Annotated in this window: 22 protein-coding genes; 16 read left to right on the top strand and 6 right to left on the bottom strand. The window is 40.0% G+C overall.

The genetic code is table 11. The annotated features are described in order from the left end of the window. Window positions 1–9: 9 nt before the first annotated feature. Window positions 10–948, bottom strand: a complete 939-nt coding sequence (locus ACSLUF_RS01680; protein ID WP_435624403.1) for a hypothetical protein — start codon at window positions 946–948, stop codon at window positions 10–12. Window positions 949–1,023: 75 nt separating this feature from the next. Beyond that, window positions 1,024–2,148, bottom strand: a complete 1,125-nt coding sequence (locus ACSLUF_RS01675; protein ID WP_435624402.1) for a helix-turn-helix domain-containing protein — start codon at window positions 2,146–2,148, stop codon at window positions 1,024–1,026. A 134-nt stretch (window positions 2,149–2,282) separates the two neighbouring features. Between ACSLUF_RS01675 and ACSLUF_RS01670 the strand changes: the two genes are divergently transcribed. The 10 genes from ACSLUF_RS01670 to ACSLUF_RS01625 all read left to right on the top strand — a co-directional run bounded on the left by ACSLUF_RS01670 (window position 2,283) and on the right by ACSLUF_RS01625 (window position 7,421). Next, window positions 2,283–3,215, top strand: coding sequence for a 2-hydroxyacid dehydrogenase (locus tag ACSLUF_RS01670; RefSeq protein ID WP_435624401.1), 933 nt, complete (start codon window positions 2,283–2,285; stop codon window positions 3,213–3,215). Window positions 3,216–3,224: 9 nt separating this feature from the next. Continuing rightward, window positions 3,225–3,641, top strand: a complete 417-nt coding sequence (locus tag ACSLUF_RS01665; protein ID WP_435624400.1) for a response regulator transcription factor — start codon at window positions 3,225–3,227, stop codon at window positions 3,639–3,641. A 98-nt stretch (window positions 3,642–3,739) separates the two neighbouring features. Beyond that, window positions 3,740–4,246 carry a DUF4199 domain-containing protein gene (locus tag ACSLUF_RS01660; RefSeq protein WP_435624399.1) on the top strand — a complete coding sequence of 169 codons (507 nt, stop codon included), beginning with the start codon at window positions 3,740–3,742 and terminating at the stop codon, window positions 4,244–4,246. A gap of 7 nt (window positions 4,247–4,253) precedes the next feature. Next, the gene (locus ACSLUF_RS01655; RefSeq protein ID WP_435624398.1) at window positions 4,254–4,709 is read left to right on the top strand and encodes a DUF1801 domain-containing protein; all 456 of its coding nucleotides are present in this window, start codon (window positions 4,254–4,256) and stop codon (window positions 4,707–4,709) included. Beyond that, window positions 4,706–5,092: a VOC family protein gene (locus ACSLUF_RS01650; RefSeq protein ID WP_435624397.1), complete on the top strand. Its 387-nt coding sequence runs from the start codon at window positions 4,706–4,708 to the stop codon at window positions 5,090–5,092. The genes ACSLUF_RS01655 and ACSLUF_RS01650 overlap by 4 nt, the downstream gene beginning before the upstream one ends. A 54-nt stretch (window positions 5,093–5,146) precedes the next feature. Next, entirely contained in the window at window positions 5,147–5,566 is a 420-nt protein-coding gene (locus ACSLUF_RS01645; protein ID WP_435624396.1) for a YtxH domain-containing protein, read from the top strand. Between the two features lie 81 nt (window positions 5,567–5,647). Continuing rightward, complete coding sequence (locus tag ACSLUF_RS01640) at window positions 5,648–5,971, top strand: ArsR/SmtB family transcription factor (RefSeq protein ID WP_435624395.1); 324 nt, start codon at window positions 5,648–5,650, stop codon at window positions 5,969–5,971. Between the two features lie 3 nt (window positions 5,972–5,974). Further along, complete coding sequence (locus ACSLUF_RS01635) at window positions 5,975–6,475, top strand: DUF6428 family protein (RefSeq protein ID WP_435624394.1); 501 nt, start codon at window positions 5,975–5,977, stop codon at window positions 6,473–6,475. Between the two features lie 12 nt (window positions 6,476–6,487). Continuing rightward, window positions 6,488–6,979 carry an N-acetyltransferase family protein gene (locus ACSLUF_RS01630; protein WP_435624393.1) on the top strand — a complete coding sequence of 164 codons (492 nt, stop codon included), beginning with the start codon at window positions 6,488–6,490 and terminating at the stop codon, window positions 6,977–6,979. A gap of 19 nt (window positions 6,980–6,998) precedes the next feature. After that, window positions 6,999–7,421 carry an arsenate reductase ArsC gene (locus ACSLUF_RS01625; protein WP_435624392.1) on the top strand — a complete coding sequence of 141 codons (423 nt, stop codon included), beginning with the start codon at window positions 6,999–7,001 and terminating at the stop codon, window positions 7,419–7,421. 6 nt (window positions 7,422–7,427) lie between these two features. Here ACSLUF_RS01625 and ACSLUF_RS01620 read toward each other — a convergent pair whose 3' ends face one another. From ACSLUF_RS01620 to ACSLUF_RS01610, 3 genes are all read right to left on the bottom strand, one after another. Beyond that, window positions 7,428–9,254 (bottom strand): GNAT family N-acyltransferase, encoded by a 1,827-nt coding sequence (locus ACSLUF_RS01620; RefSeq protein WP_435624391.1) that lies wholly within the window; start codon window positions 9,252–9,254, stop codon window positions 7,428–7,430. Window positions 9,255–9,327: 73 nt separating this feature from the next. Next, window positions 9,328–10,578 carry an aspartate kinase gene (locus tag ACSLUF_RS01615; protein WP_435624390.1) on the bottom strand — a complete coding sequence of 417 codons (1,251 nt, stop codon included), beginning with the start codon at window positions 10,576–10,578 and terminating at the stop codon, window positions 9,328–9,330. Window positions 10,579–10,588: 10 nt separating this feature from the next. Beyond that, a complete protein-coding gene (locus tag ACSLUF_RS01610; RefSeq protein WP_435624389.1) occupies window positions 10,589–11,071 on the bottom strand; it encodes an N-acetyltransferase family protein in 483 nt (160 codons plus the stop codon). Between the two features lie 109 nt (window positions 11,072–11,180). On the opposite strand from ACSLUF_RS01610, the gene fbp reads away from it, so the two are divergent. Then, window positions 11,181–12,191, top strand: coding sequence for a class 1 fructose-bisphosphatase (gene fbp / locus ACSLUF_RS01605; protein WP_435624388.1), 1,011 nt, complete (start codon window positions 11,181–11,183; stop codon window positions 12,189–12,191). Here the strand turns inward: fbp and ACSLUF_RS01600 are convergent. After that, on the bottom strand, window positions 12,188–12,610 hold the full coding sequence (locus tag ACSLUF_RS01600; protein WP_435624387.1) for a TerB family tellurite resistance protein: 423 nt from the start codon (window positions 12,608–12,610) through the stop codon (window positions 12,188–12,190). The two genes, fbp and ACSLUF_RS01600, sit on opposite strands and share 4 nt — an antisense overlap. 86 nt (window positions 12,611–12,696) lie before the next feature. Between ACSLUF_RS01600 and ACSLUF_RS01595 the strand changes: the two genes are divergently transcribed. From ACSLUF_RS01595 to pdeM, 5 genes are read left to right on the top strand one after another with little or no spacing between them, the layout of a single operon-like run. Then, complete coding sequence (locus ACSLUF_RS01595) at window positions 12,697–13,725, top strand: ligase-associated DNA damage response exonuclease (protein WP_435624386.1); 1,029 nt, start codon at window positions 12,697–12,699, stop codon at window positions 13,723–13,725. Beyond that, the gene (locus ACSLUF_RS01590; RefSeq protein WP_435624385.1) at window positions 13,722–15,422 is read left to right on the top strand and encodes an ATP-dependent DNA ligase; all 1,701 of its coding nucleotides are present in this window, start codon (window positions 13,722–13,724) and stop codon (window positions 15,420–15,422) included. Before ACSLUF_RS01595 ends, ACSLUF_RS01590 begins: the two co-directional genes overlap by 4 nt. Before the next feature lie 7 nt (window positions 15,423–15,429). Then, window positions 15,430–15,714 (top strand): GIY-YIG nuclease family protein, encoded by a 285-nt coding sequence (locus ACSLUF_RS01585; protein ID WP_435624384.1) that lies wholly within the window; start codon window positions 15,430–15,432, stop codon window positions 15,712–15,714. 49 nt (window positions 15,715–15,763) lie between these two features. Then, a complete protein-coding gene (locus ACSLUF_RS01580; protein ID WP_435624383.1) occupies window positions 15,764–18,226 on the top strand; it encodes a ligase-associated DNA damage response DEXH box helicase in 2,463 nt (820 codons plus the stop codon). Next, window positions 18,223–18,855, top strand: a complete 633-nt coding sequence (pdeM, locus tag ACSLUF_RS01575; RefSeq protein ID WP_435624382.1) for a ligase-associated DNA damage response endonuclease PdeM — start codon at window positions 18,223–18,225, stop codon at window positions 18,853–18,855. Before ACSLUF_RS01580 ends, pdeM begins: the two co-directional genes overlap by 4 nt. The last annotated feature ends 91 nt before the right edge of the window (window positions 18,856–18,946 follow it).

Here is an 18,946-nt window from a genome sequence, read left to right as displayed (position 1 = left end):
CAGCGTATATTATTTAAGTTTTATTGCTCGTAATCCTCCTCCTGCTCCAAACTCGGAGATGTAAATTACTCTTCTAACCGGGTCAACAGCAATTCCATTAGGAGAATTAAAAGAAGCTTCCACTAAGGGGCCATCCGTAGTTCCTAACTGTCCATTTCCTGCAAAAACTGAAATATCCCCGGACAAACTCACTCTGTAAATCACATTTTCTCCAATAGCGGTAACAAAAAGGGACCCTGCAAAATGGGTTAAGTAACCAATAACAAAGTCATCCACGATTACAGGCAGCGTAGCTAAAAGCTCTATGGCTCCATCACGCTTTATTTTAAGTATCTCTCCAGAAACAAAATTACCTACATACAGATTCCCCTTATTGTCAAAATCGATTCCGACAGAACCCCCAAGGCGTACATCTTCAGCAAATACGGTTGCTTCTCCTTCTGGCGTAACCTTATGTACACCGGGAAAGCTAAAATTAGAAACGTATGCGTTGCCCCTATTATCTAAAGTAAGTCCAGAGGGAAAACCGGGTAGGGTTGCAAGAACCGTACGCGTGCCATCTGGAGCTACTTTTAAGACATCTGCTTCGGTACTACCATCATTTTGAGCCGTAAAGCGGATATTGTTTACTACGATAATGTTCCCACGTCGGTCTACGCCGTTTCCAGTAGGCGCAAAAACACTATCCACGGCAACCTCGAATTCTCCGGTTCTCGGCATGGTACGAAAAACTTCCGTTCCTGAAAAGTTGCCAAAATTGCTGGTCAATACATTGCCACGCCGGTCAATGGAAACGCCATCATTACCTATAAAGTTGGGAACAATGGTTTCCACTTCAGCCTTTTCAGAGATTTTCCCGATAAAATCATCAGTGCAAGATGACATTAGAAGTACGAACACGGAAAAAACCGTGATTACCTTACATACATTGAGTTTGATTGTTTTCATGAGGTTTTTCTTTAAAATTTGAAGCTATTTTAAAAGGAAAAACCTCGTAAATCGACTTAGTGTATACAACTAAACCTATTGTACCCTCATCTTCTTGATGTAATTCGAAGGCGTATCATTTAGAACCGACTTAAAGGCTTTATTAAAGGTTGATTTTGAATTAAATCCAACCTCTAAGGAAAGGGAAAGAAGTGTCCTAGTGGCATGTTCATTGTTTTTAATCTTTCCCAAAAATGCTTCTATGCGGTATCGATTGATGAATTCATAGAAATTACTGCGGTAAATATTGTTTAGGAGCCATGACAAATTGTTGGTTGAGGTATTCAGTTCTTGGGACAGGTCTGTTAGCGTGAGTTCATTTTTGAGATATACTTTTTCCTTTTCAATAAGCCCTTCCAATTTGGATTTTAGCTCTTCAATCTCTGATTCGGGCAATCGTTGTTTGGGTAATTCTTTTTCACTTTTAGTGTCTAGCTGAATCCTAAAAATTGCAGGTTGTCTTAGTGCATAGTAACCAACAATGTAAATAAGTATAGGAATTCCTATCCAAACCATATCATAGTTAATGGGCCAAAAATCCAGTTTCACATAGTACGAGTTCAAAAAGCTTAGAACCCAAAGGAAGAGTATAAACCCTACTAGGACATGAATCACACGAATGAAGGAAATGGTTTCCTGAACAAAGGAAAGTTGATAGGTTTCTCTTTTAAGATAATCGTAAATAAGCTGTCCACAGAAATACCAAAAAATGCAATTATGTAAAAGAGCCAATAGTTCTGCCAAAAAAAATGGAATTCCAAGGCTACCTGCTGACCATTTGCTGGCAAAGGTTTCTGTAGGTAGGACATTCAGATATACCAAATAGATAAAATAAATCAGAGCAGGAACATAGTGAGCCCAATGCAATAGGTATTTCTCGCTTCCTTTTTCAAGTAGTCTTTTCAAATAAATATACCCCAAGGGCCCATAAAGAAGTATAAAAGGTTCAAGGAGTATAGCTCTTTGGTATGCCCAAAACGTTTGAGCTTTATAAATGGCCACCTTGGCAAACAACAAAAGGCAAGCCATTACTATCTGTATTGACAATATTTTGTTTGCATAGCTATTGGCGCGATGCACCATGGGCAAGGTAATCGCCAAAAAAAGACCTTGTGCCACACCTAAAAGTATCACAAGGTCAACTGAATTGAAACTGCCCATGCTTTTTTTAATTGATGTTACAAAAGTAGGTTATGCTTCCTCAAATTTCGACCGAATGTATACAAGAATACTTCTAACCCTGCCAAATTTGAAATTTATTTGGAAATTGTAAATTGCACCAATACCCTGACTGAATGAAAGTACTGCATTTGGATACCAACCACCCGCTTTTAATAGATCAATTAACAGCGCTGGGTTTCGAAAATCATGAGGATTATTCCGCCCCCAAAGAAGAAATAGAACAAAAAATCCATGAATATGATGGCGTAGTAATCCGAAGTAGATTCACAATTGACCAACAGTTTTTGGACAAGGCAACCAACTTAAAGTTTATTGGTCGCGTCGGTGCAGGGTTGGAGAACATCGATACGAAATACGCGAAACAGAAATACATTTTCCTCGCTTCAGCTCCCGAAGGAAATAGAAATGCAGTGGGAGAGCATACCTTGGGCATGCTACTTTCATTGATGAACAAATTGAATAAGGCACATAGGGAAGTTAGAAAAGGACAATGGGATAGAGAAGGCAATAGAGGTGTTGAATTGGATGGAAAGACCGTAGGTATTCTGGGTTATGGAAACATGGGCAAAGCCTTTGCCAAAAAACTAAAAGGTTTCGATGTAGAAATCATCTGTTATGACATCATTGGAGGTGTTGGAGATGAAAATGCCCGACAGGTAGGTATTATGGAATTTCAACAAAAATCAGATGTGGTTAGCCTACATGTTCCCCAAACCGAATCCACTGTGGGAATGATCAACATTGATTTTATTGAAGGATTTCATAAACCATTTTGGTTTTTAAACACGGCCCGGGGCAAATGTGTGGTGACCGAAGACCTTGTAAAGGGTTTAAAGTCCGGAAAAGTGTTAGGTGCCGGTCTGGACGTTTTGGAATACGAGAAAAAATCATTTGAGAACATGTTCTTGCAAAAGCCAAAGGCTTTTAAATATTTGAGAAAAGCCAAAAATGTAACGCTCTCCCCCCATGTGGCTGGTTGGACTTTTGAGAGTAAGGAAAAATTGGCCCAAACCATCGTGGACAAAATCCAAGAACGCTTTTGTTAAATTTAGGGTGTGAAAAAAACCATCTTTGTTTTTTCTTCCCTAATCATTGCACTACTCGTTCTGTTTAAATTGAGTGAGTACTCCTATCTTTCAGGCAACCTGAATATTGAGCTACTAATTTCCGCCATTGCTATCCTGTTTTTTATAATTGGCGTGTACATCAACAAAAAAGGATTGGCGGAAAAAGAATCCGGTCCAATTGAGGTAGATTGGAAAAAATTGGAAAATCTAGGCATTAGTAAACGCGAGTACGAAGTGTTGCAACAAGTGGTCAAGGGGTTGTCCAACAAAGAAATTGGGGAAAGACTTCATCTTTCCGAAAGCACTATAAAAACCCACGTCTCCAATTTATTGGTGAAGTTGGATGTAAAACGAAGAACCCAAGCCATACAGAAAGCGAAAGAATTGAAAATCATGGTTGAATAACCTTTTTGGTACCAAAGTACTATCCTTTTGGTACTTTAGTATGAGCCCTAAACCTTACTTCACTTCTACCTTTGGTCAAAATTTAAAACCTAAACAGGATGAAGAAAACAATAATTAAATTCGGCACGTATGGAGCTATTGCAATCTGTGGGCTCTTTCTAATCAGTTGGTTTGCCTTTGATGATTTACCATTATCAACACAGGAAACTCTCGGATATCTTTCCATGATTTTATCCTTAAGTTTTGTATTCTTTGGGATTAGACATTTCCGAGATAAAGAGAATTCAGGAAAAGTCAGTTTTAAAAAAGCATTAATCATTGGTTTACTAATTAGTCTTATCACCGCATTGGTCTTCGGTGTTTTCGATGTTATCTATACCGAGGTGCTGAATCCAGACTTTATGGACAATTACTATTCCGAAACGCTGAATATAATGGAGGAAAATATGCCTGCAGAGGAATTTGAAATAAAGAAAGTTGAAATGGAAGCACAAAAAGAACTCTTCGCAAATCCTATAATGGCCTTTTTGTTTATGGCACTTACCGTTTTTGTGATTGGATTTATTATTTCACTACTTTCAGCATTGGTATTACAACGAAAATAATCCTGCCATGACAATAGATGCTAAAACACCGGATGAATACATTTCCAAACTACCCGAAGACCGAAAAGAAGCGGTTTCTAAATTAAGAAGAACCATTCAAGACCATCTTCCAGAGGGCTTTGAAGAGTGCATCAGCTATAAAATGATTGGTTATGTTGTACCCCATTCCTTGTACCCAAACGGATACCACTGTGACCCAAAACTACCGCTACCTTTTATCAATGTTGCTTCGCAAAAAAACTTTGTGGCACTATATCATTCTGGAATCTATGCGGATAAAGACTTGTTGGATTGGTTTGTAAAAGAATATCCCAAACATGTCAAAACCAAATTGGATATGGGCAAAAGCTGCATCCGATTCAAAAAAGTGGATACTATCCCCTACGACCTTATTGCCGAATTATGTCAAAAAATGACTCCTGAGGCTTGGATTAATCTGTACGAAAAAAATATTAAACAATGAAAAAAAGAGTAACTGGAATAGGTGGTATTTTCTTCAAGGCCAAGAATCCGGACCACATCAAAACATGGTATAAGGAACATTTGGGAATTCCCACGGATAACTACGGGTGGAGTTTTTGGTGGAAGGATGCAGACGGCAACGATTGCATGACGCAATGGAGCCCTTTTAATGAGGATACAAAGTATTTTAATCCAAGTGAAAAGCAATTTATGATGAACTATCGAGTGGAAAATCTAAAGGAATTGCTAGAAGTACTCAAATCTGAAGGAGTCCAAGTAATTGATAAGGTGGAAGAATATGATTATGGAAAATTTGGGTGGATTGTTGACCCGGAAGGAAACAAAATTGAGCTTTGGGAACCTGTTGATAAAGCATTCCTCTAACAATCAAATTATTGCTTATTTTTAAGACATGTACAACCAACAAAATAATTTACCATGTCAGACGAAGAAAAAGACTTAGGAGACAAAGCAAAAGACGCGGCCAATGAATTTGCAGAGGAAGCCAAGGAGGCTGCCAAAGACTTTCAAGAAGATGTAAAGGAGGCTTTTGACCCCAAAAACCCAGATAGTGGAAAAACAGTGGCCATTATTGCCCATCTTACATTGATTGGGTGGATTGTTGCCATAATCATGAACAGTAGCAATAAAACCGAAATTGGATCTTTTTATGTAAGACAGGTTTTGGGTATTTTTTTGGTATTCTTAGTTACTTCATTTATACCCTTTATTAATATCTTAGGATGGCTTTTTGGTTTGGTCCTATGGATTATGAGCCTAATCGGAGCGATCAATGGGGAACAAAAACCTGTTTTTTTATTGGGCGAATCTTTTCAAAACTGGTTTAAAGGATTATAAGAAAAAAAGCCGGAAAATTTTATCTGGCTTTTTTATATCATATTATTATCGTAATATTGCAATATTAAATTTTAAATCAGATTGGGAAGTTCTAAAACACATATTTTTTCCATCCAACAAAATGAGTTGGCACAAGCAGCCAAAGTTTTGGCCCATCCAGCCCGTATCGCAATCTTGGAATATATCAGTAAACAAGAGGGATGTATTTGCAATGATTTGGTAGATGAAATTGGATTGGCACAGCCTACAATTTCCCAGCATCTCAACGAAATCAAAAAGATTGGATTGCTTCAGGGCACCTACGAGGGAAAAAACCTATGTTACTGTATTGACCAAGAAAGGTGGTTACAGTTACAGCAAGCTTTCCATAACTTCTTTTCCAATATTAACCTTAATTGTTGTTGATTTATGAATACCCAAGAATTTTTAAACGTATTACAAGAAAATAGGCATAAAAGCCTTCTGTTCGAATATCAACCTGGGAATCTGGTTAAGGCCAATTACCATATTACAGAAGTAAAAAACATCACCGTAGACTCCGTCGACTGTGGAACAGGTACGGATTTCTGGAAAGAAACTGTTGTTCAACTATGGGAAAGCCCCTCTGAAATAGGGAAAACCGAATTTATGTCAGCTTCCAAGGCTTTGGGCATTCTCAATAAAGTAGATCGTATTAAACCTATGGTCAAAGACGCTGAACTCAAGTTGGAGTATGGCAACGACGGGTTTCATACCGCTCAATTATATGTTTCAGGGTATTCCGCTTCGGACGAAGCATTAAAATTTACCCTTTCCGTCCATAGAACGGATTGCAAGGCAAAGGAGACTTGTGGAGTTCCTGAAACTACAGAAGAAAATAACCTAAAAACAACATTAACTTCTTGCGCTCCTGGGAGCGGTTGTTGTTAAATTTGTGACCACATGATTATCCGTAGCATGCAAGCAACAGATTGGGAAGAGGTTTCCCGAATTTATGCGGAAGGCATACAGACGGGTTTTGCGACCTTTGAGCAACAAGTCCCTAGCTACGAAAGTTGGGATAAGGCACATGTTGAATCCTGCAGATTGATTGCGGAGGACGAAGGACAGGTTTTAGGTTGGGCCGCTCTATCACCCGTTTCCAGCCGCTGTGTTTATGGTGGCGTGGCTGAAGTAAGCGTATATATCGGAGAGAATAGTAGAGGCAAAGGGGTTGGAAAAGCACTATTGAATCAATTGGTAAGTGCAAGCGAAGAGGCTGGTTTTTGGACCATTCAGTCGGGAATCTTTCCAGAAAATGAAGCCAGCATTGCACTGCATGAAAAAGTAGGATTTCGCTTTATTGGTAAAAGGGAACGCGTCGCTAAAAATCATGGGGAATGGAAAGACAACCTCTTATTCGAAAAACGAAGCGAAACAATAGGAATAGATTAATCATCAAATCAAAAGTATAATGAAAAACGTATTGGTGCTTTGCACGGGCAACTCTTGTAGAAGTCAAATGGCACATGGTTATCTGAATCATTTCCAGGATTCCTTGGCAAACATATACAGTGCTGGCATAGAAACCCATGGACTAAATCCAGGTGCTGTATCCATCATGAAAGAAGATGGTATCGATATTTCCAACCATACTTCAAACCATGTGGATGAGTATGAAGGCATTGAGTGGGATTACATTATTACGGTTTGCGACCATGCCAAGGAAAACTGCCCATTTATCCCTGCTAAGAATGCACAACGTATTCATAACAATTTTACCGACCCTTCCAAAGTTAAGGGGACACAGGATGTGATTCATCAGGCATTTTTAGACACTCGGGAGGAAATAAAGGATTTCTGTCACGACTTTGTAAAAGAAGAATTGGTAAACTAAAAGAAATCAGGATTCGTTTACCACTGAAGGCGCATTTCCTTCAGTAATCTTTCGCTCAAGTTCGGCTTGAAATTCTTCCATCACGGGCTTTACCGTACTTTCAGGTAAGTCCGCAATCTTTATATACATCAATCCATCCACCGAATTGTTGAAGAGCGGGTCTACGTTAAAGGCCACCACTTTTGCATTCTGTTTGATATACTTTTTTATCAGAACAGGTAACCGAAGGCTTCCAGGTTCTACCTCATTTATCAACTTATCAAACTTGTTTAAGTCGGCTTGCGTCTCATCAAAAATGAATTCCTTATCCGCATCCTTCAACTGTACCTTAAACTCTTTTTTAGGTCGAATGTATTGTGCCACATAGGGGTCCCAATAATTGGACTTCATGAATTCAATCATCAAGGATTTGGAAAAATTGGAGAATTGGTTGCTGATGCTCACCCCGCCGATCAGATATTTATGCTCAGGAAATCTTAAAGTGGTATGTACAATCCCTTTCCAAAGTAAAAACAAGGGCATCGGCTTTTGCTGATATTCCTTTACAATATAAGCACGGCCCATTTCAATGGATTTGCTCATCATATCATACAATTCCGGCTCAAAACGAAATAAATCCTGCAAATAGAAGCCGTCTATGCCATAGTTTTTAAAAATATGGCTCCCCAATCCCATTCTATAGGCTCCAACTACCGCCTTATCATCATTATCCCAAAGGAAAAGATGGTGGTAGTACGAATCAAATTGGTCCAAATCGATGGGATTGTTGGTCCCCTCGCCTACCTCACGAAATGTAATCTCGCGTTGGCGGCCAATTTCCTTTAAAATAAAGGGCATCTCTTTCTCTTGCGCTAAATACACTTCGTAATTCTTGCTCTGAAGTAACCTGCAATCTTTTTCACGCAGTTTTTCTATCTCTCCTTCCAAAACCTCAACGCGCACAGCTGAGGCAATTTTTTTAGGCGTTTTTGGGATTTTTAAGGTGGTCGGAACCTTGTCAATCAGACGTTCCTTTTCAAAAGCATTGGCCAACAAGTATGTTTTTTTCCGAAGAAGCTCTGTAAAACCTTCCAAGGTTTCTTCCTCTTTTTGTGATGCCACAGATATTGGTTGACCCACCCGAACCTTTATTGGTCTTCTACTTTGTGTAGTTAGCTCTGAAGGCAATTTTGCCGTCCGGAATACATCATTGATTTTTGATAAACGGTAGAAAAGTCGACTGTTTCTGGCATGAAAATAAATGGGCACTACCGGGACCTCAGCTTTTCGAATCAATTTAATAGCGGCTTCTTCCCAGGGTCTATCTACTACTAATTTTCCATCCCTATAAGTTGAAACCTCGCCAGCAGGGAAAATCCCTAAAGGATGTCCATCGCGCAAATGGGTCAATGCCGTCTTAAATCCCATCACGCTGCTTTTGACATCCTTATGGTTTTCAAAAGGATTAACCGGCATGATAAAGGGTTTTAAGGGTTCAATACGTTGTAGTAAAAAGTTGGCGATGATTTTAAAATCCTTCCGTTCGTCTAGCATCAACTTCAACAAAAGCACCCCGTCTATCCCACCCAATGGGTGATTACTAATGGTGATGTAGGGTCCGGTTTTGGGCAATCGCTTTAAGTCCTCTTCGGGAATCTCAAAGTCAATTTCATAATGCTCCAAGATTGATTCCAAGAAGTCGGTCCCAGAAAGGTCTTTGTTCTTGGTGTAAAAGCTATTCATCGTAGTAATCTTGGTGACTACCATCAAAAGCCAACCTATGAACGTTCCAATAAAACCGTATCGATTAACTCCGATTACTTTAGCTACCTCCTTGGCAGAAACCAACCCCATATTTTATCAATTAGGTAAAAGTAAAGATAGGAAATTGCCCAAATAAGGAAACAAACAAATATCAGGCTCGAATTTATTTCACAACCAACTGAACGGTTTCCTTTCCGCGCTGTTCTACCAACACTGATTTTCCATTCTGGAGGGATTTAACGGCATCGTCATTAAAGTGACGAATGGTATATAGAGAAACATCTTCATGACAAACCACTTTGAACTTTTGTTGAAGTTCCTCCAATATGGTTTGCAATCCCCCAAACTTATTATCCAAACAAACCGAAAAACTAATCGCAGAATTTTGAATCAAGTCCACTTTTAAACGGTGATCATGGAACAATTTAAAAATCTCACTAATGTTATCCTCCACAATAAAGGAGAAGTCCAATGTGGACAACTTTAATAAGACCTGGTTTTTCTTTACAATAAAACAGGGAATCAACGGAGAAATACCTTTTCCCGAGGCGACCGTAGTTCCATTCCCCAAAGGATTTACAAAAGACTTGACATGTAAAGGGATTTCTTTTCGCTGTAAAGGTTGAAGCGTTTTTGGGTGAATTACCGAAGCCCCATAAAAAGCCAATTCAATGGCTTCACGATATGAAATTTGATCCAAAAGCTGGGTTTCCTCAAAATTTCTTGGGTCCGCATTCAAAACTCCAGGAACATCCTTCCAGATAGTCACAGAATTTGCATTTAGGCAATAGGCCAGTATAGCAGCTGTGTAATCCGACCCTTCCCTTCCCAAAGTTGTAGTGAAGTTATTATCGTCGCTCCCTAAAAAACCCTGGGTTATATTCAATTGGGACATATCCACTCTGGATTTTATCTCACTTTCAGTTCTTTCCCAATTTACGTGGGCATCACGGTACGAGTTATCCGTTTTTATTAATTCGCGTACATCATGCCACTTATTTGAGAGACCCTCTTGGTTCAAGTAGGCACTAACAATTGATGTAGATATCAATTCCCCATACCCTACAACCTGGTCGTACACAAAGGCATATTTTGGGGACTTGTTCCAAGCCAGAAATCCTTGGACCTCCTCAAAAAGCAACTGCACTTTTTCATATATCGGGTGATTAGTATCCTCAAAAAGTTCGGAAATTACACCTTGATGATAGTCCTTTATCTCTTGGATTACTATGGATATCCTTCTCTTATCTTCAAAATAGGCAGCCACTAAAGATTCCATGGCATTGGTGGTTTTGCCCATAGCTGAAATCACTACCAAGGTATCTTGAAAACCTACTTCTCGAAGCACATTCAAAACATTTCTTACTCCATCTGCATCTTTAACTGATGCTCCACCAAACTTAAAAATTCGCATTACTATATAATCAACTTAGGTTATTTAAATACTTCTGTATGCCTATTTCATCCAATTGCACAACATCCCAATCCCGCATTACTTTGGCTCCTTTACTTTCATAGAAGTCGATAGCGGGTTCGTTCCAGTCCAAGACTTCCCAGGAAATCCTTTTTACCCCTTGGGTTTCACTGTACTGCACTACCTTATCCAACAAGGCAGAGCCTACTCCTTTTCCCCTCATGCTTTGGGTCACAATCAAATCCTCTAAATGAATGACAGGTCCTTTCCAGGTGGAATATCTTGGATAAATCAAGGCTATACCGACAATTTTATCTTCGAATTCGGCCACAAAACAATGAAATAGTGGATGATTCCCAAAACCGTGCTGCTTTAAATCTTCCAAATTCACCTCAACAGCATGTGGTTCTTTTTCAAAATCAGCAAGTTCCTGTACTAAATCCAAAACCTGAATCATATCCTCTTCCCGAGCATCCCTAATTGAAAAATTCATATTGTTATAAATAAAACTCAAAGTTATAAATATCTAAATTTAAACTTAATCGAAAACGATGTAGTATCACAAAATACCCGATATTTGCCCTTAAATAAAACAGTTCTTAATGTTCGACAAGCAACACCGCACACTAGGAGAATTTATTATTGCCAACCAGAACTCTTTTCAATACACTTCCGGGGAACTTTCGCGATTGCTCAATGGTATTCGATTAGCTGCCAAAGTGGTAAACCATGAGGTAAACAAGGCGGGTTTGGTCGACATTATTGGCACGGCTGGTGACGTGAACATTCAAGGGGAAAATCAGCAAAAGTTAGACGTTCTGGCTAACGAAAAATTCATCCAAACCTTAAAGAATCGCGAAATCGTTTGTGGAATTGCCTCTGAAGAGGAAGATGATTTTATCAGTATCAACAGTTTTGACAAACAGCACCAGAACAAATACATTGTGTTGATAGATCCATTGGATGGGTCTTCGAATATTGATGTAAATGTATCCGTAGGAACAATCTTTTCCATATATCGTCGCGTTACACCGGTCGGTACGCCGGTGACTTTAGAGGATTTTCTTCAGCCAGGTCGCAATCAAATTGCTGCGGGCTACATTATTTATGGCACTTCAACCATGTTGGTCTACACCACTGGAGATGGAGTAAATGGGTTTACCTTAAATCCTGCATTGGGCACGTTCTATCTTTCTCATCCCAATATGCAGTTTCCAGAAACTGGTAAAATCTATTCTGTGAATGAAGGGAATTACATTCACTTTCCGCAGGGTGTAAAGAACTACATAAAATACTGCCAAAAAGAAGAAGGTGACCGTCCTTATACCTCAAGGTATATCGGTTCTTTGGTTTCTGATTTCCACCGGAATATGATCAAGGGTGGAATCTATATGTATCCTAAAAGTAGTAAAGCATACAATGGAAAACTACGCCTGCTTTATGAATGCAACCCTATGGCATTTTTAGCCGAACAGGCCAATGGCAAAGCAAGTGACGGCTTTGACCCTATTATGGACATCCAGCCCAACGAGTTACACCAAAGGGTTCCTTTTTTCTGTGGGAGTAAAAAAATGGTGGAAAAAGCCGAAGAGTTTATGGCAGCACAAGCCTAATGGTCCAAAAGGTATTGAAAGGCTTCAAAGTCAATTCTACCGTGGAAAATATCATATGACTTTTTGATTAAGGCCTTTGCATCCTCTGGAGAATATCCCAATCCAATGGCGTATTTTTCAATCAAGCTCATTTGCTCTTCCTCCACAATCTGATCTGCGAAAACCACTTTAAAAAAGTCGAATAGTCGCATCAGTCTTTTTTCAGAGCTATGAGGGGTTTCAATTGGGTATTTATTCTCCTTTTTCATCACCTCTTTATACTCGGCTTCAGAGATGTTGAGCCTAAAAGCAAATTTGTCCAAAATCGCTTTTTCCTTTTCATTTACCTCGCCATCTACGGCGGCTAAAGTGGCCAAAGTGGCAAAATGAGCTAAATTTTTTCTCTTTTCTCCGTGCTCGTATAAATCTAGAATGGGCATACCTTAAATTTTGTTGGCAAATATAATTTTTACCTGAGAAAAGAAGGTAATATATCCCCAAAAGAAATTCGTATTTTTCAAGGGCTATGAAATCACCTTTACTTCAATTTACTGAAAAGGGAATCTACTGTGAAGCTGCCAAGATATATCTGGACCCATGGAAACCTGTGGACAAGGCAATCATTTCCCATGGTCATGCCGACCATAGTCGCTGGGGACACAAACAATATATTACCCACCATCGCAACATTCCCATTATCCAACACCGTCTGGGAGATATTTCCGTTTCTGGAAAAGACTGGGGAGAAACCTTTGTTGTTAATGGAGTTAAATTCAGTCTACATCCTGCAGGGCATATTATTGGTTCCTCGCAAATTCGAGTGGAGCATCAAGGTGAGGTCTGGGTATTTACCGGAGATTATAAAATTGAAGACGATGGTTTATGCACGCCTTATGAAAACATAAAATGTAACACCTTTATCACCGAATGTACTTTCGGTCTTCCGGCTTTTAAATGGCTTCCACAAGAGGAGGTTTTCAAGGATATCAATACCTGGTGGTCACAAAATCAAGCGGAGGGAAAAACCTCTATCCTTTTTGGATATAGTTTGGGAAAAGCACAACGATTGTTGAAATATTTAGACACTTCAATTGGAAAAATATTTACCCATGGTGCGGTTGAAAACATGACTTCAGTTCTGCGCCCTTTGGTAGATTTACCCGAAACGCATTTGATTACAAAGGAAACCAAAAAAGAAGAGCTTAGTGGAAACATAGTGATAGCTCCTCCCTCCGCCCATGGAAGCACTTGGATTCGAAAAATGGTTCCTTTTGTAACGGCGACGGCCAGTGGTTGGATGGCCTTTAGAGGTGCCCGCAGGCGACGTGCCATTGATAAAGGTTTTGTTTTGAGCGATCATTGTGATTGGGACGGTCTTTTGGAAAGTATTCAGGCTACCGGAGCAGAAAAAGTGATTTGTACCCATGGCTATACCGATATTTTTTCCAAATACCTGAGGGAATTGGGGTATGATGCCCGAACAGAAAGTACCCAGTACGAAGGTGAAATGAGTGAAATCAACGCTTCTGAAACCGAAAATACAGAAGTAGCATGAAACGATTTGCGGAACTCATCAAAACTTTGGATAGTACCAACAAAACGAATGAGAAGGTAAAAGCTTTAGCCCAATACTTTACCTTGGCCAATGATGAAGACAAAGTTTGGACCATTGCCATTTTATCGCATCGAAGACCTCCAAGACCTGTAAATACCACTCTTCTCCGAGAATGGGCCGCAGAGCTTGCAAAAATCCCACTTTGGTTATTTGAGGAAAGCTATCATATTGTTGGAGATTTAGCAGAAACTATTGCATTGATTGTACCTTCAACTACCCATTCCACTGAAAAGTCGCTTACCCATTTTTTAGACGAAATGATTGCCTTAAAACCCAAAACCGAGGAGGAGAAAAAGGCCTATCTCTTTCAAAATTGGGAGCAGCTCAATTATTATGAAAGATTCGTTTTTACCAAGTTGATTACAGGAGGTTTTCGAATTGGGGTAAGTCAAAAATTAATGACCAAGGCCTTGGCCAAAGCTACGCAGCTAGATGAAGATGTTCTGGCCTATAAACTGATGGGCAATTGGAATCCGAGCACCATATCCTTTGAAGATTTGATATTGGAAGAAAAAGAAAGTGATTATCTATCTAAACCCTACCCATTTTATTTGGCCTATGCCCTAGAAGACGCTCCAGAAGAGATAGGCGAAATTTCCGACTGGTCTGCGGAGCACAAATGGGATGGGATTCGGGCACAAGTCATTATTCGCAATGATGAAATCTTTGTGTGGAGTCGAGGTGAAGAATTGGTAACCGATAAATATCCCGAATTCCAAAAATTCATTGGAAATATCCCAAATGGGACTGTGTTGGATGGAGAACTTCTTCCCTATCCCAAGGGTCAGATTGGAACTTTTAATGATTTACAAACCCGAATCGGTCGTAAAACCGTGTCCAAATCCCTTTTAGACAAAACTCCGGTTATCCTCAAAGCGTATGACCTTTTGGAATGGGATGGAAAAGACATAAGAGGTAAAACCTACTTTGAACGCAGGCGGCTTTTAGAAGAATTATTTAAAAATAGTCACCTCGAGCCGTCATCTCGAGCGCAGTCGAGAGAAAAGGGAGAGGTCTCAAAGTTAGATTTCTCGCATTCACTCGAAATGACAAAGATTCCCTTGCACCTTTCAGAACGTCTTCAATTGGACTCATGGGAAAAGGTCGCCGAAGAAAGAGAACGTTCACGTGAAATGCGCAGTGAAGGGCTGATGCTAAAGCATAACCATTCTCCTTATCAAGTAGGTCGTAAAAAGGGAGATTGGTGGAAATGGAAAGTGGAACCCTTGACCATTGATGCGGTACTTACTTATGCTATGCGTGGACATGGTAGGCGAAGCAACCTATTTACTGATTACACTTTCGCACTTTGGCAAACTAAAGAGGACGGAGAAAAAGAATTGGTCACTTTTGCCAAAGCCTATTCAGGATTAACCGATGCCGAATTCCGAGAGGTGGATGCATGGATAAAGAAGAATACCTTGGAACGTTTTGGGCCCGTCAGAAGTGTGACTCCACATCATGTTTTTGAAATTGCCTTTGAAGGAATTGCACTTTCCAAACGCCATAAAAGTGGAATTGCCACTCGCTTTCCCAGAATTTTACGTTGGCGAAAGGATAAAAAAATTGAAGAAGCGAACACGCTGGAAGATTTAAGGACACTAATTCCGAACGTAGTGAAGGAATCCCATAAATGAAGACAGAATGAACCGAGGATATTGTTACATTCTTACTAACAAAAACAAGACCGTGCTATACATAGGTGCTACGAGTGATTTGGAAAGAAGAATAGCGGAACACAAAAAAGGTATTCATCCAAATGCTTTTACCAAACGATATAATTGCACATTTTTAGTGTATTATGAAACTTTTGGAGATGTGAAAGATGCTTTTCAGAGGGAAAGGCAATTAAAAGCTGGGAATCGGAAACGTAAAGAAGCTTTAATAAATTCAATTAACCCAGAATGGCTTGACTTGTCTTTGGAATGACAGTTTTAATCAAAAAATGTTACAGGTTACTTCGCTTCACTCGTAATTAATGACCCAAAAAGAGCTCTTTCATATCGCAGAAAACTGGTTTATCCAACAAAGTTGGAAACCCTTCCCCTTCCAGAAAAAAACATGGAAAGCATTTCTTGAAGGCAAACACGGTCTGCTCAATGCACCCACCGGTAGCGGGAAGACCTATGCCCTTTGGTTTCCTATTATTCTGAATCACATCAAAAAGCATCCAGATTACAAAACCAAGCACAAAAAAGGATTAAAGGCTATTTGGATTACCCCGCTCCGTGCTTTATCGCAAGAAATCAAACAATCCGCAGAACGCGTTGCTAGCGATTTAGAAACCCAAATGACGGTGGGTATCCGTACTGGGGATACATCTACCAAGGAAAGGGCAAGACAAAGGACTACTATGCCCGATTTGTTGATTACCACTCCCGAAAGTTTGCAACTTTTGCTCGCTTCAAAAGGGTATGCTCAAGTTTTTAAGGATTGTTCTGCTATTGTTGTGGATGAATGGCATGAACTCTTGGGCACCAAAAGGGGAATACAAATGGAATTAGGATTGTCTCGGTTAAAAACCGTCTCTAAAGACCTTCGTATTTGGGGTATTTCTGCCACCATTGGAAATTTAGAACAAGCAAGGGAGGTATTATTAGGTCCTACTTCCAAAGCTTTTGAAAACTCTGTATTGGTTCAAGCCAAGCTCAACAAAAAGATTACGGTTAAAAGCATCATTCCAGAGCAAATGGAAACCTTTCCTTGGAGAGGTCATTTAGGGCTCCATCTACTGGAAGAGGTGGTTCCAATTATCAACAACAGCAAGACAACACTTTTGTTCACCAATACAAGGAGTCAATGCGAAATCTGGTTCCAAAAAATATTAGAAAAGCATCCGGAGTATGCTGGTGAAATTGCAATGCACCATGGTAGCGTCAACAAGGAAACTCGAATCTGGGTGGAACAGGCCATTCGAAACGAGAGTCTAAAGGCCGTTGTATGCACCTCAAGTTTGGATTTGGGAGTGGATTTTGCCCCTGTCGAAACCGTAGTCCAAATTGGTGGCCCAAAAGGGGTGGCCCGTTTTCTGCAACGCGCTGGGAGAAGTGGCCATAGACCAGGGCAGGAAAGTGTGATTTATTTTTTACCGACGCATGCCATGGAATTGATTGAAGCCTCTGCGCTTCAAGTCGCTGTTCAAGATAATGCCGTAGAGGACCGACTTCCTTTTTTGAACAGTTATGATGTCCTCATTCAATATTTGACCACTCTTGCGGTTTCTGATGGGTTTTATCCCGATGAGATTTTTCCAGAAATCAAACAAACATTTTGCTATCAAGGCATCACAGAAGATGAGTGGCAATGGCTACTGAATTTTTTGGTGATGGGCAGTCAGAGTTTGAAAACCTATGATGAATATAAAAAAGTAGAGGTTGAATCTGATGGTAAATTCAAAGTCAATAACAAAGGTATCGCCATGCGTCATCGTTTTCAAATCGGAACCATTGTGGGAGATGCCACAATCGCTGTGCGCTATCAAAAAGGGGGGTACATTGGTTCCATTGAGGAGTATTTTATCTCCAAACTTACTGCTGGTGATGTTTTTACGTTTGCAGGACGAAATTTGGAGTTCATTCGCATAAAAGGAATGCAGGCTCATGTACGAAACTCCACCAAACGAACCAATAAAGTCCCTTCATGGATGGGAGGGCGTTTGAGTTTTTCAGCACAGATGTCAAAATTACTGAGAGAAGAACTGTATACCGCAGACCCAAAGAATCGCCAACAATCGGATGAAATCAAAGCACTTTTGCCCATGTTTGACAAACAACGACAGGAAAGCATGGTTCCCAAACCCAATGAATTTTTGATTGAAACGTTTAGGACCCGGGATGGATATCACCACATTTTTTATCCTTTTGAAGGGCGTGCAGTACACGAGGCCATGAGCAGTTTGCTTTCATATCGCATTAGTCTTTTGACACCCATCACCTGTTCCCTGGCCTTTAATGATTATGGTTTTGAAATGTTATCGGACAAGGAAATCGATATTCAAGCAGTAATTGATAATAATCTTTTCAGTACCGAATACATGTTGTCCGATCTCCAAAAGAGTCTAAATTCGAATGAAATGGCTAGACGTAAGTTTCGAGACATTGCGGTCATTAGTGGAATGGTCTTTACGGGTTATCCCGAGAAAGGTATCAAAATGAAGCATTTGCAAAGCAGTTCACAATTGCTTTTTGATGTATTCCGCGATTTTGAACCGGACAACCTCATGTTCCAGCAAGCCTTTACCGAAACCTTTGAACACCAGTTGGAAGAGGGGCGTTTGCGATTGGCCTTGGAACGAATTGCCCAACAGGAAATCGTTTGGAAACCATGTGCCAACCCCACCCCATTTTCTTTTCCCATCATAACTGACAGACTACGGGAAAAACTGTCCAATGAAAAACTGGCAGACCGAATTAAGCGGATGACTAAAATTCTCTCAAAGTGATTCTAAATTCCGAAATACAAGGTGAAAAATTCGAATTTCATCCCCATGGTGGTGTTTTTTGGAGAAAAAAATCTCTTTTGCTTATCAGTGATGTTCACTTGGGCAAAGTGGCTCATTTTAGAAAGTTCGGCTCCGCAGTTCCACAAAAAGCTGTACATAAAAATTATATCTTACTTGACGAACTTGTTGAGCATTTCAATCCATTTCAGATTTGTTTTTTGGGTGATTTATTCCATTCCTCTCTCAACAAGGAATGGGAGTTATTTGAAAATTGGGTGGCCAAAACTCCTTCTGAAGTGATTTTGGTTGCTGGGAATCACGATATTATTTCCCCCCACAAGTTTGAACAATTAGGCATTCCCATTTTTGAGGAATTGGTATTGGATAATTTTCTGTTGACGCATCATCCTGAAGAACGTGAAGGCTTTTTTAATTTCTGCGGGCATATTCATCCTGCGATTCGACTTCAAGGGTTTGGGCGCCAGCGATTAAAACTACCTTGCTTTTTCAAAACCCATTCCCAAATGATTTTGCCTGCATTTGGGGAATTCACCGGGACCCACGTGCTTCAACCTAAAAAGGAGGATGAAGTCTTTGTGATTGTAGAAAATGAGGTGGTGAAAGTTTAGATTTCCCATTTTGGACTTCGACTGCGCTCAGTCTGACAAATAGAAAAAAGGAATTAGCACTTTATGTCATTCCTGCGCAGGCAGGAATCCA

The organism is Flagellimonas sp. (genome assembly GCF_965601775.1).
Taxonomy (GTDB): domain Bacteria; phylum Bacteroidota; class Bacteroidia; order Flavobacteriales; family Flavobacteriaceae; genus Flagellimonas.
Note: the sequence above shows the minus strand (reverse complement) of the source record. Positions and strands in the feature narration are given on the sequence as shown.

Bases quoted from the DNA above. Each gene is read 5' to 3' on its own strand.
- ACSLUF_RS01580 (WP_435624383.1), top strand. From the start codon at position 15,764: ATGACCCAAAAAGAGCTCTTTCATATCGCAGAAAACTGGTTTATCCAA.
- fbp (WP_435624388.1), top strand. From the start codon at position 11,181: ATGTTCGACAAGCAACACCGCACACTAGGAGAATTTATTATTGCCAAC.
- ACSLUF_RS01670 (WP_435624401.1), top strand. From the start codon at position 2,283: ATGAAAGTACTGCATTTGGATACCAACCACCCGCTTTTAATAGATCAA.
- ACSLUF_RS01650 (WP_435624397.1), top strand. From the start codon at position 4,706: ATGAAAAAAAGAGTAACTGGAATAGGTGGTATTTTCTTCAAGGCCAAG.
- ACSLUF_RS01630 (WP_435624393.1), top strand. From the start codon at position 6,488: ATGATTATCCGTAGCATGCAAGCAACAGATTGGGAAGAGGTTTCCCGA.
- ACSLUF_RS01600 (WP_435624387.1), bottom strand. From the start codon at position 12,610: ATGCCCATTCTAGATTTATACGAGCACGGAGAAAAGAGAAAAAATTTA.
- ACSLUF_RS01660 (WP_435624399.1), top strand. From the start codon at position 3,740: ATGAAGAAAACAATAATTAAATTCGGCACGTATGGAGCTATTGCAATC.
- ACSLUF_RS01655 (WP_435624398.1), top strand. From the start codon at position 4,254: ATGACAATAGATGCTAAAACACCGGATGAATACATTTCCAAACTACCC.
- ACSLUF_RS01590 (WP_435624385.1), top strand. From the start codon at position 13,722: ATGAAACGATTTGCGGAACTCATCAAAACTTTGGATAGTACCAACAAA.
- ACSLUF_RS01675 (WP_435624402.1), bottom strand. From the start codon at position 2,148: ATGGGCAGTTTCAATTCAGTTGACCTTGTGATACTTTTAGGTGTGGCA.
- ACSLUF_RS01680 (WP_435624403.1), bottom strand. From the start codon at position 948: ATGAAAACAATCAAACTCAATGTATGTAAGGTAATCACGGTTTTTTCC.
- ACSLUF_RS01625 (WP_435624392.1), top strand. From the start codon at position 6,999: ATGAAAAACGTATTGGTGCTTTGCACGGGCAACTCTTGTAGAAGTCAA.
- ACSLUF_RS01595 (WP_435624386.1), top strand. From the start codon at position 12,697: ATGAAATCACCTTTACTTCAATTTACTGAAAAGGGAATCTACTGTGAA.
- ACSLUF_RS01645 (WP_435624396.1), top strand. From the start codon at position 5,147: ATGTCAGACGAAGAAAAAGACTTAGGAGACAAAGCAAAAGACGCGGCC.
- ACSLUF_RS01585 (WP_435624384.1), top strand. From the start codon at position 15,430: ATGAACCGAGGATATTGTTACATTCTTACTAACAAAAACAAGACCGTG.
- ACSLUF_RS01615 (WP_435624390.1), bottom strand. From the start codon at position 10,578: ATGCGAATTTTTAAGTTTGGTGGAGCATCAGTTAAAGATGCAGATGGA.
- ACSLUF_RS01610 (WP_435624389.1), bottom strand. From the start codon at position 11,071: ATGAATTTTTCAATTAGGGATGCTCGGGAAGAGGATATGATTCAGGTT.
- ACSLUF_RS01635 (WP_435624394.1), top strand. From the start codon at position 5,975: ATGAATACCCAAGAATTTTTAAACGTATTACAAGAAAATAGGCATAAA.
- ACSLUF_RS01620 (WP_435624391.1), bottom strand. From the start codon at position 9,254: ATGGGGTTGGTTTCTGCCAAGGAGGTAGCTAAAGTAATCGGAGTTAAT.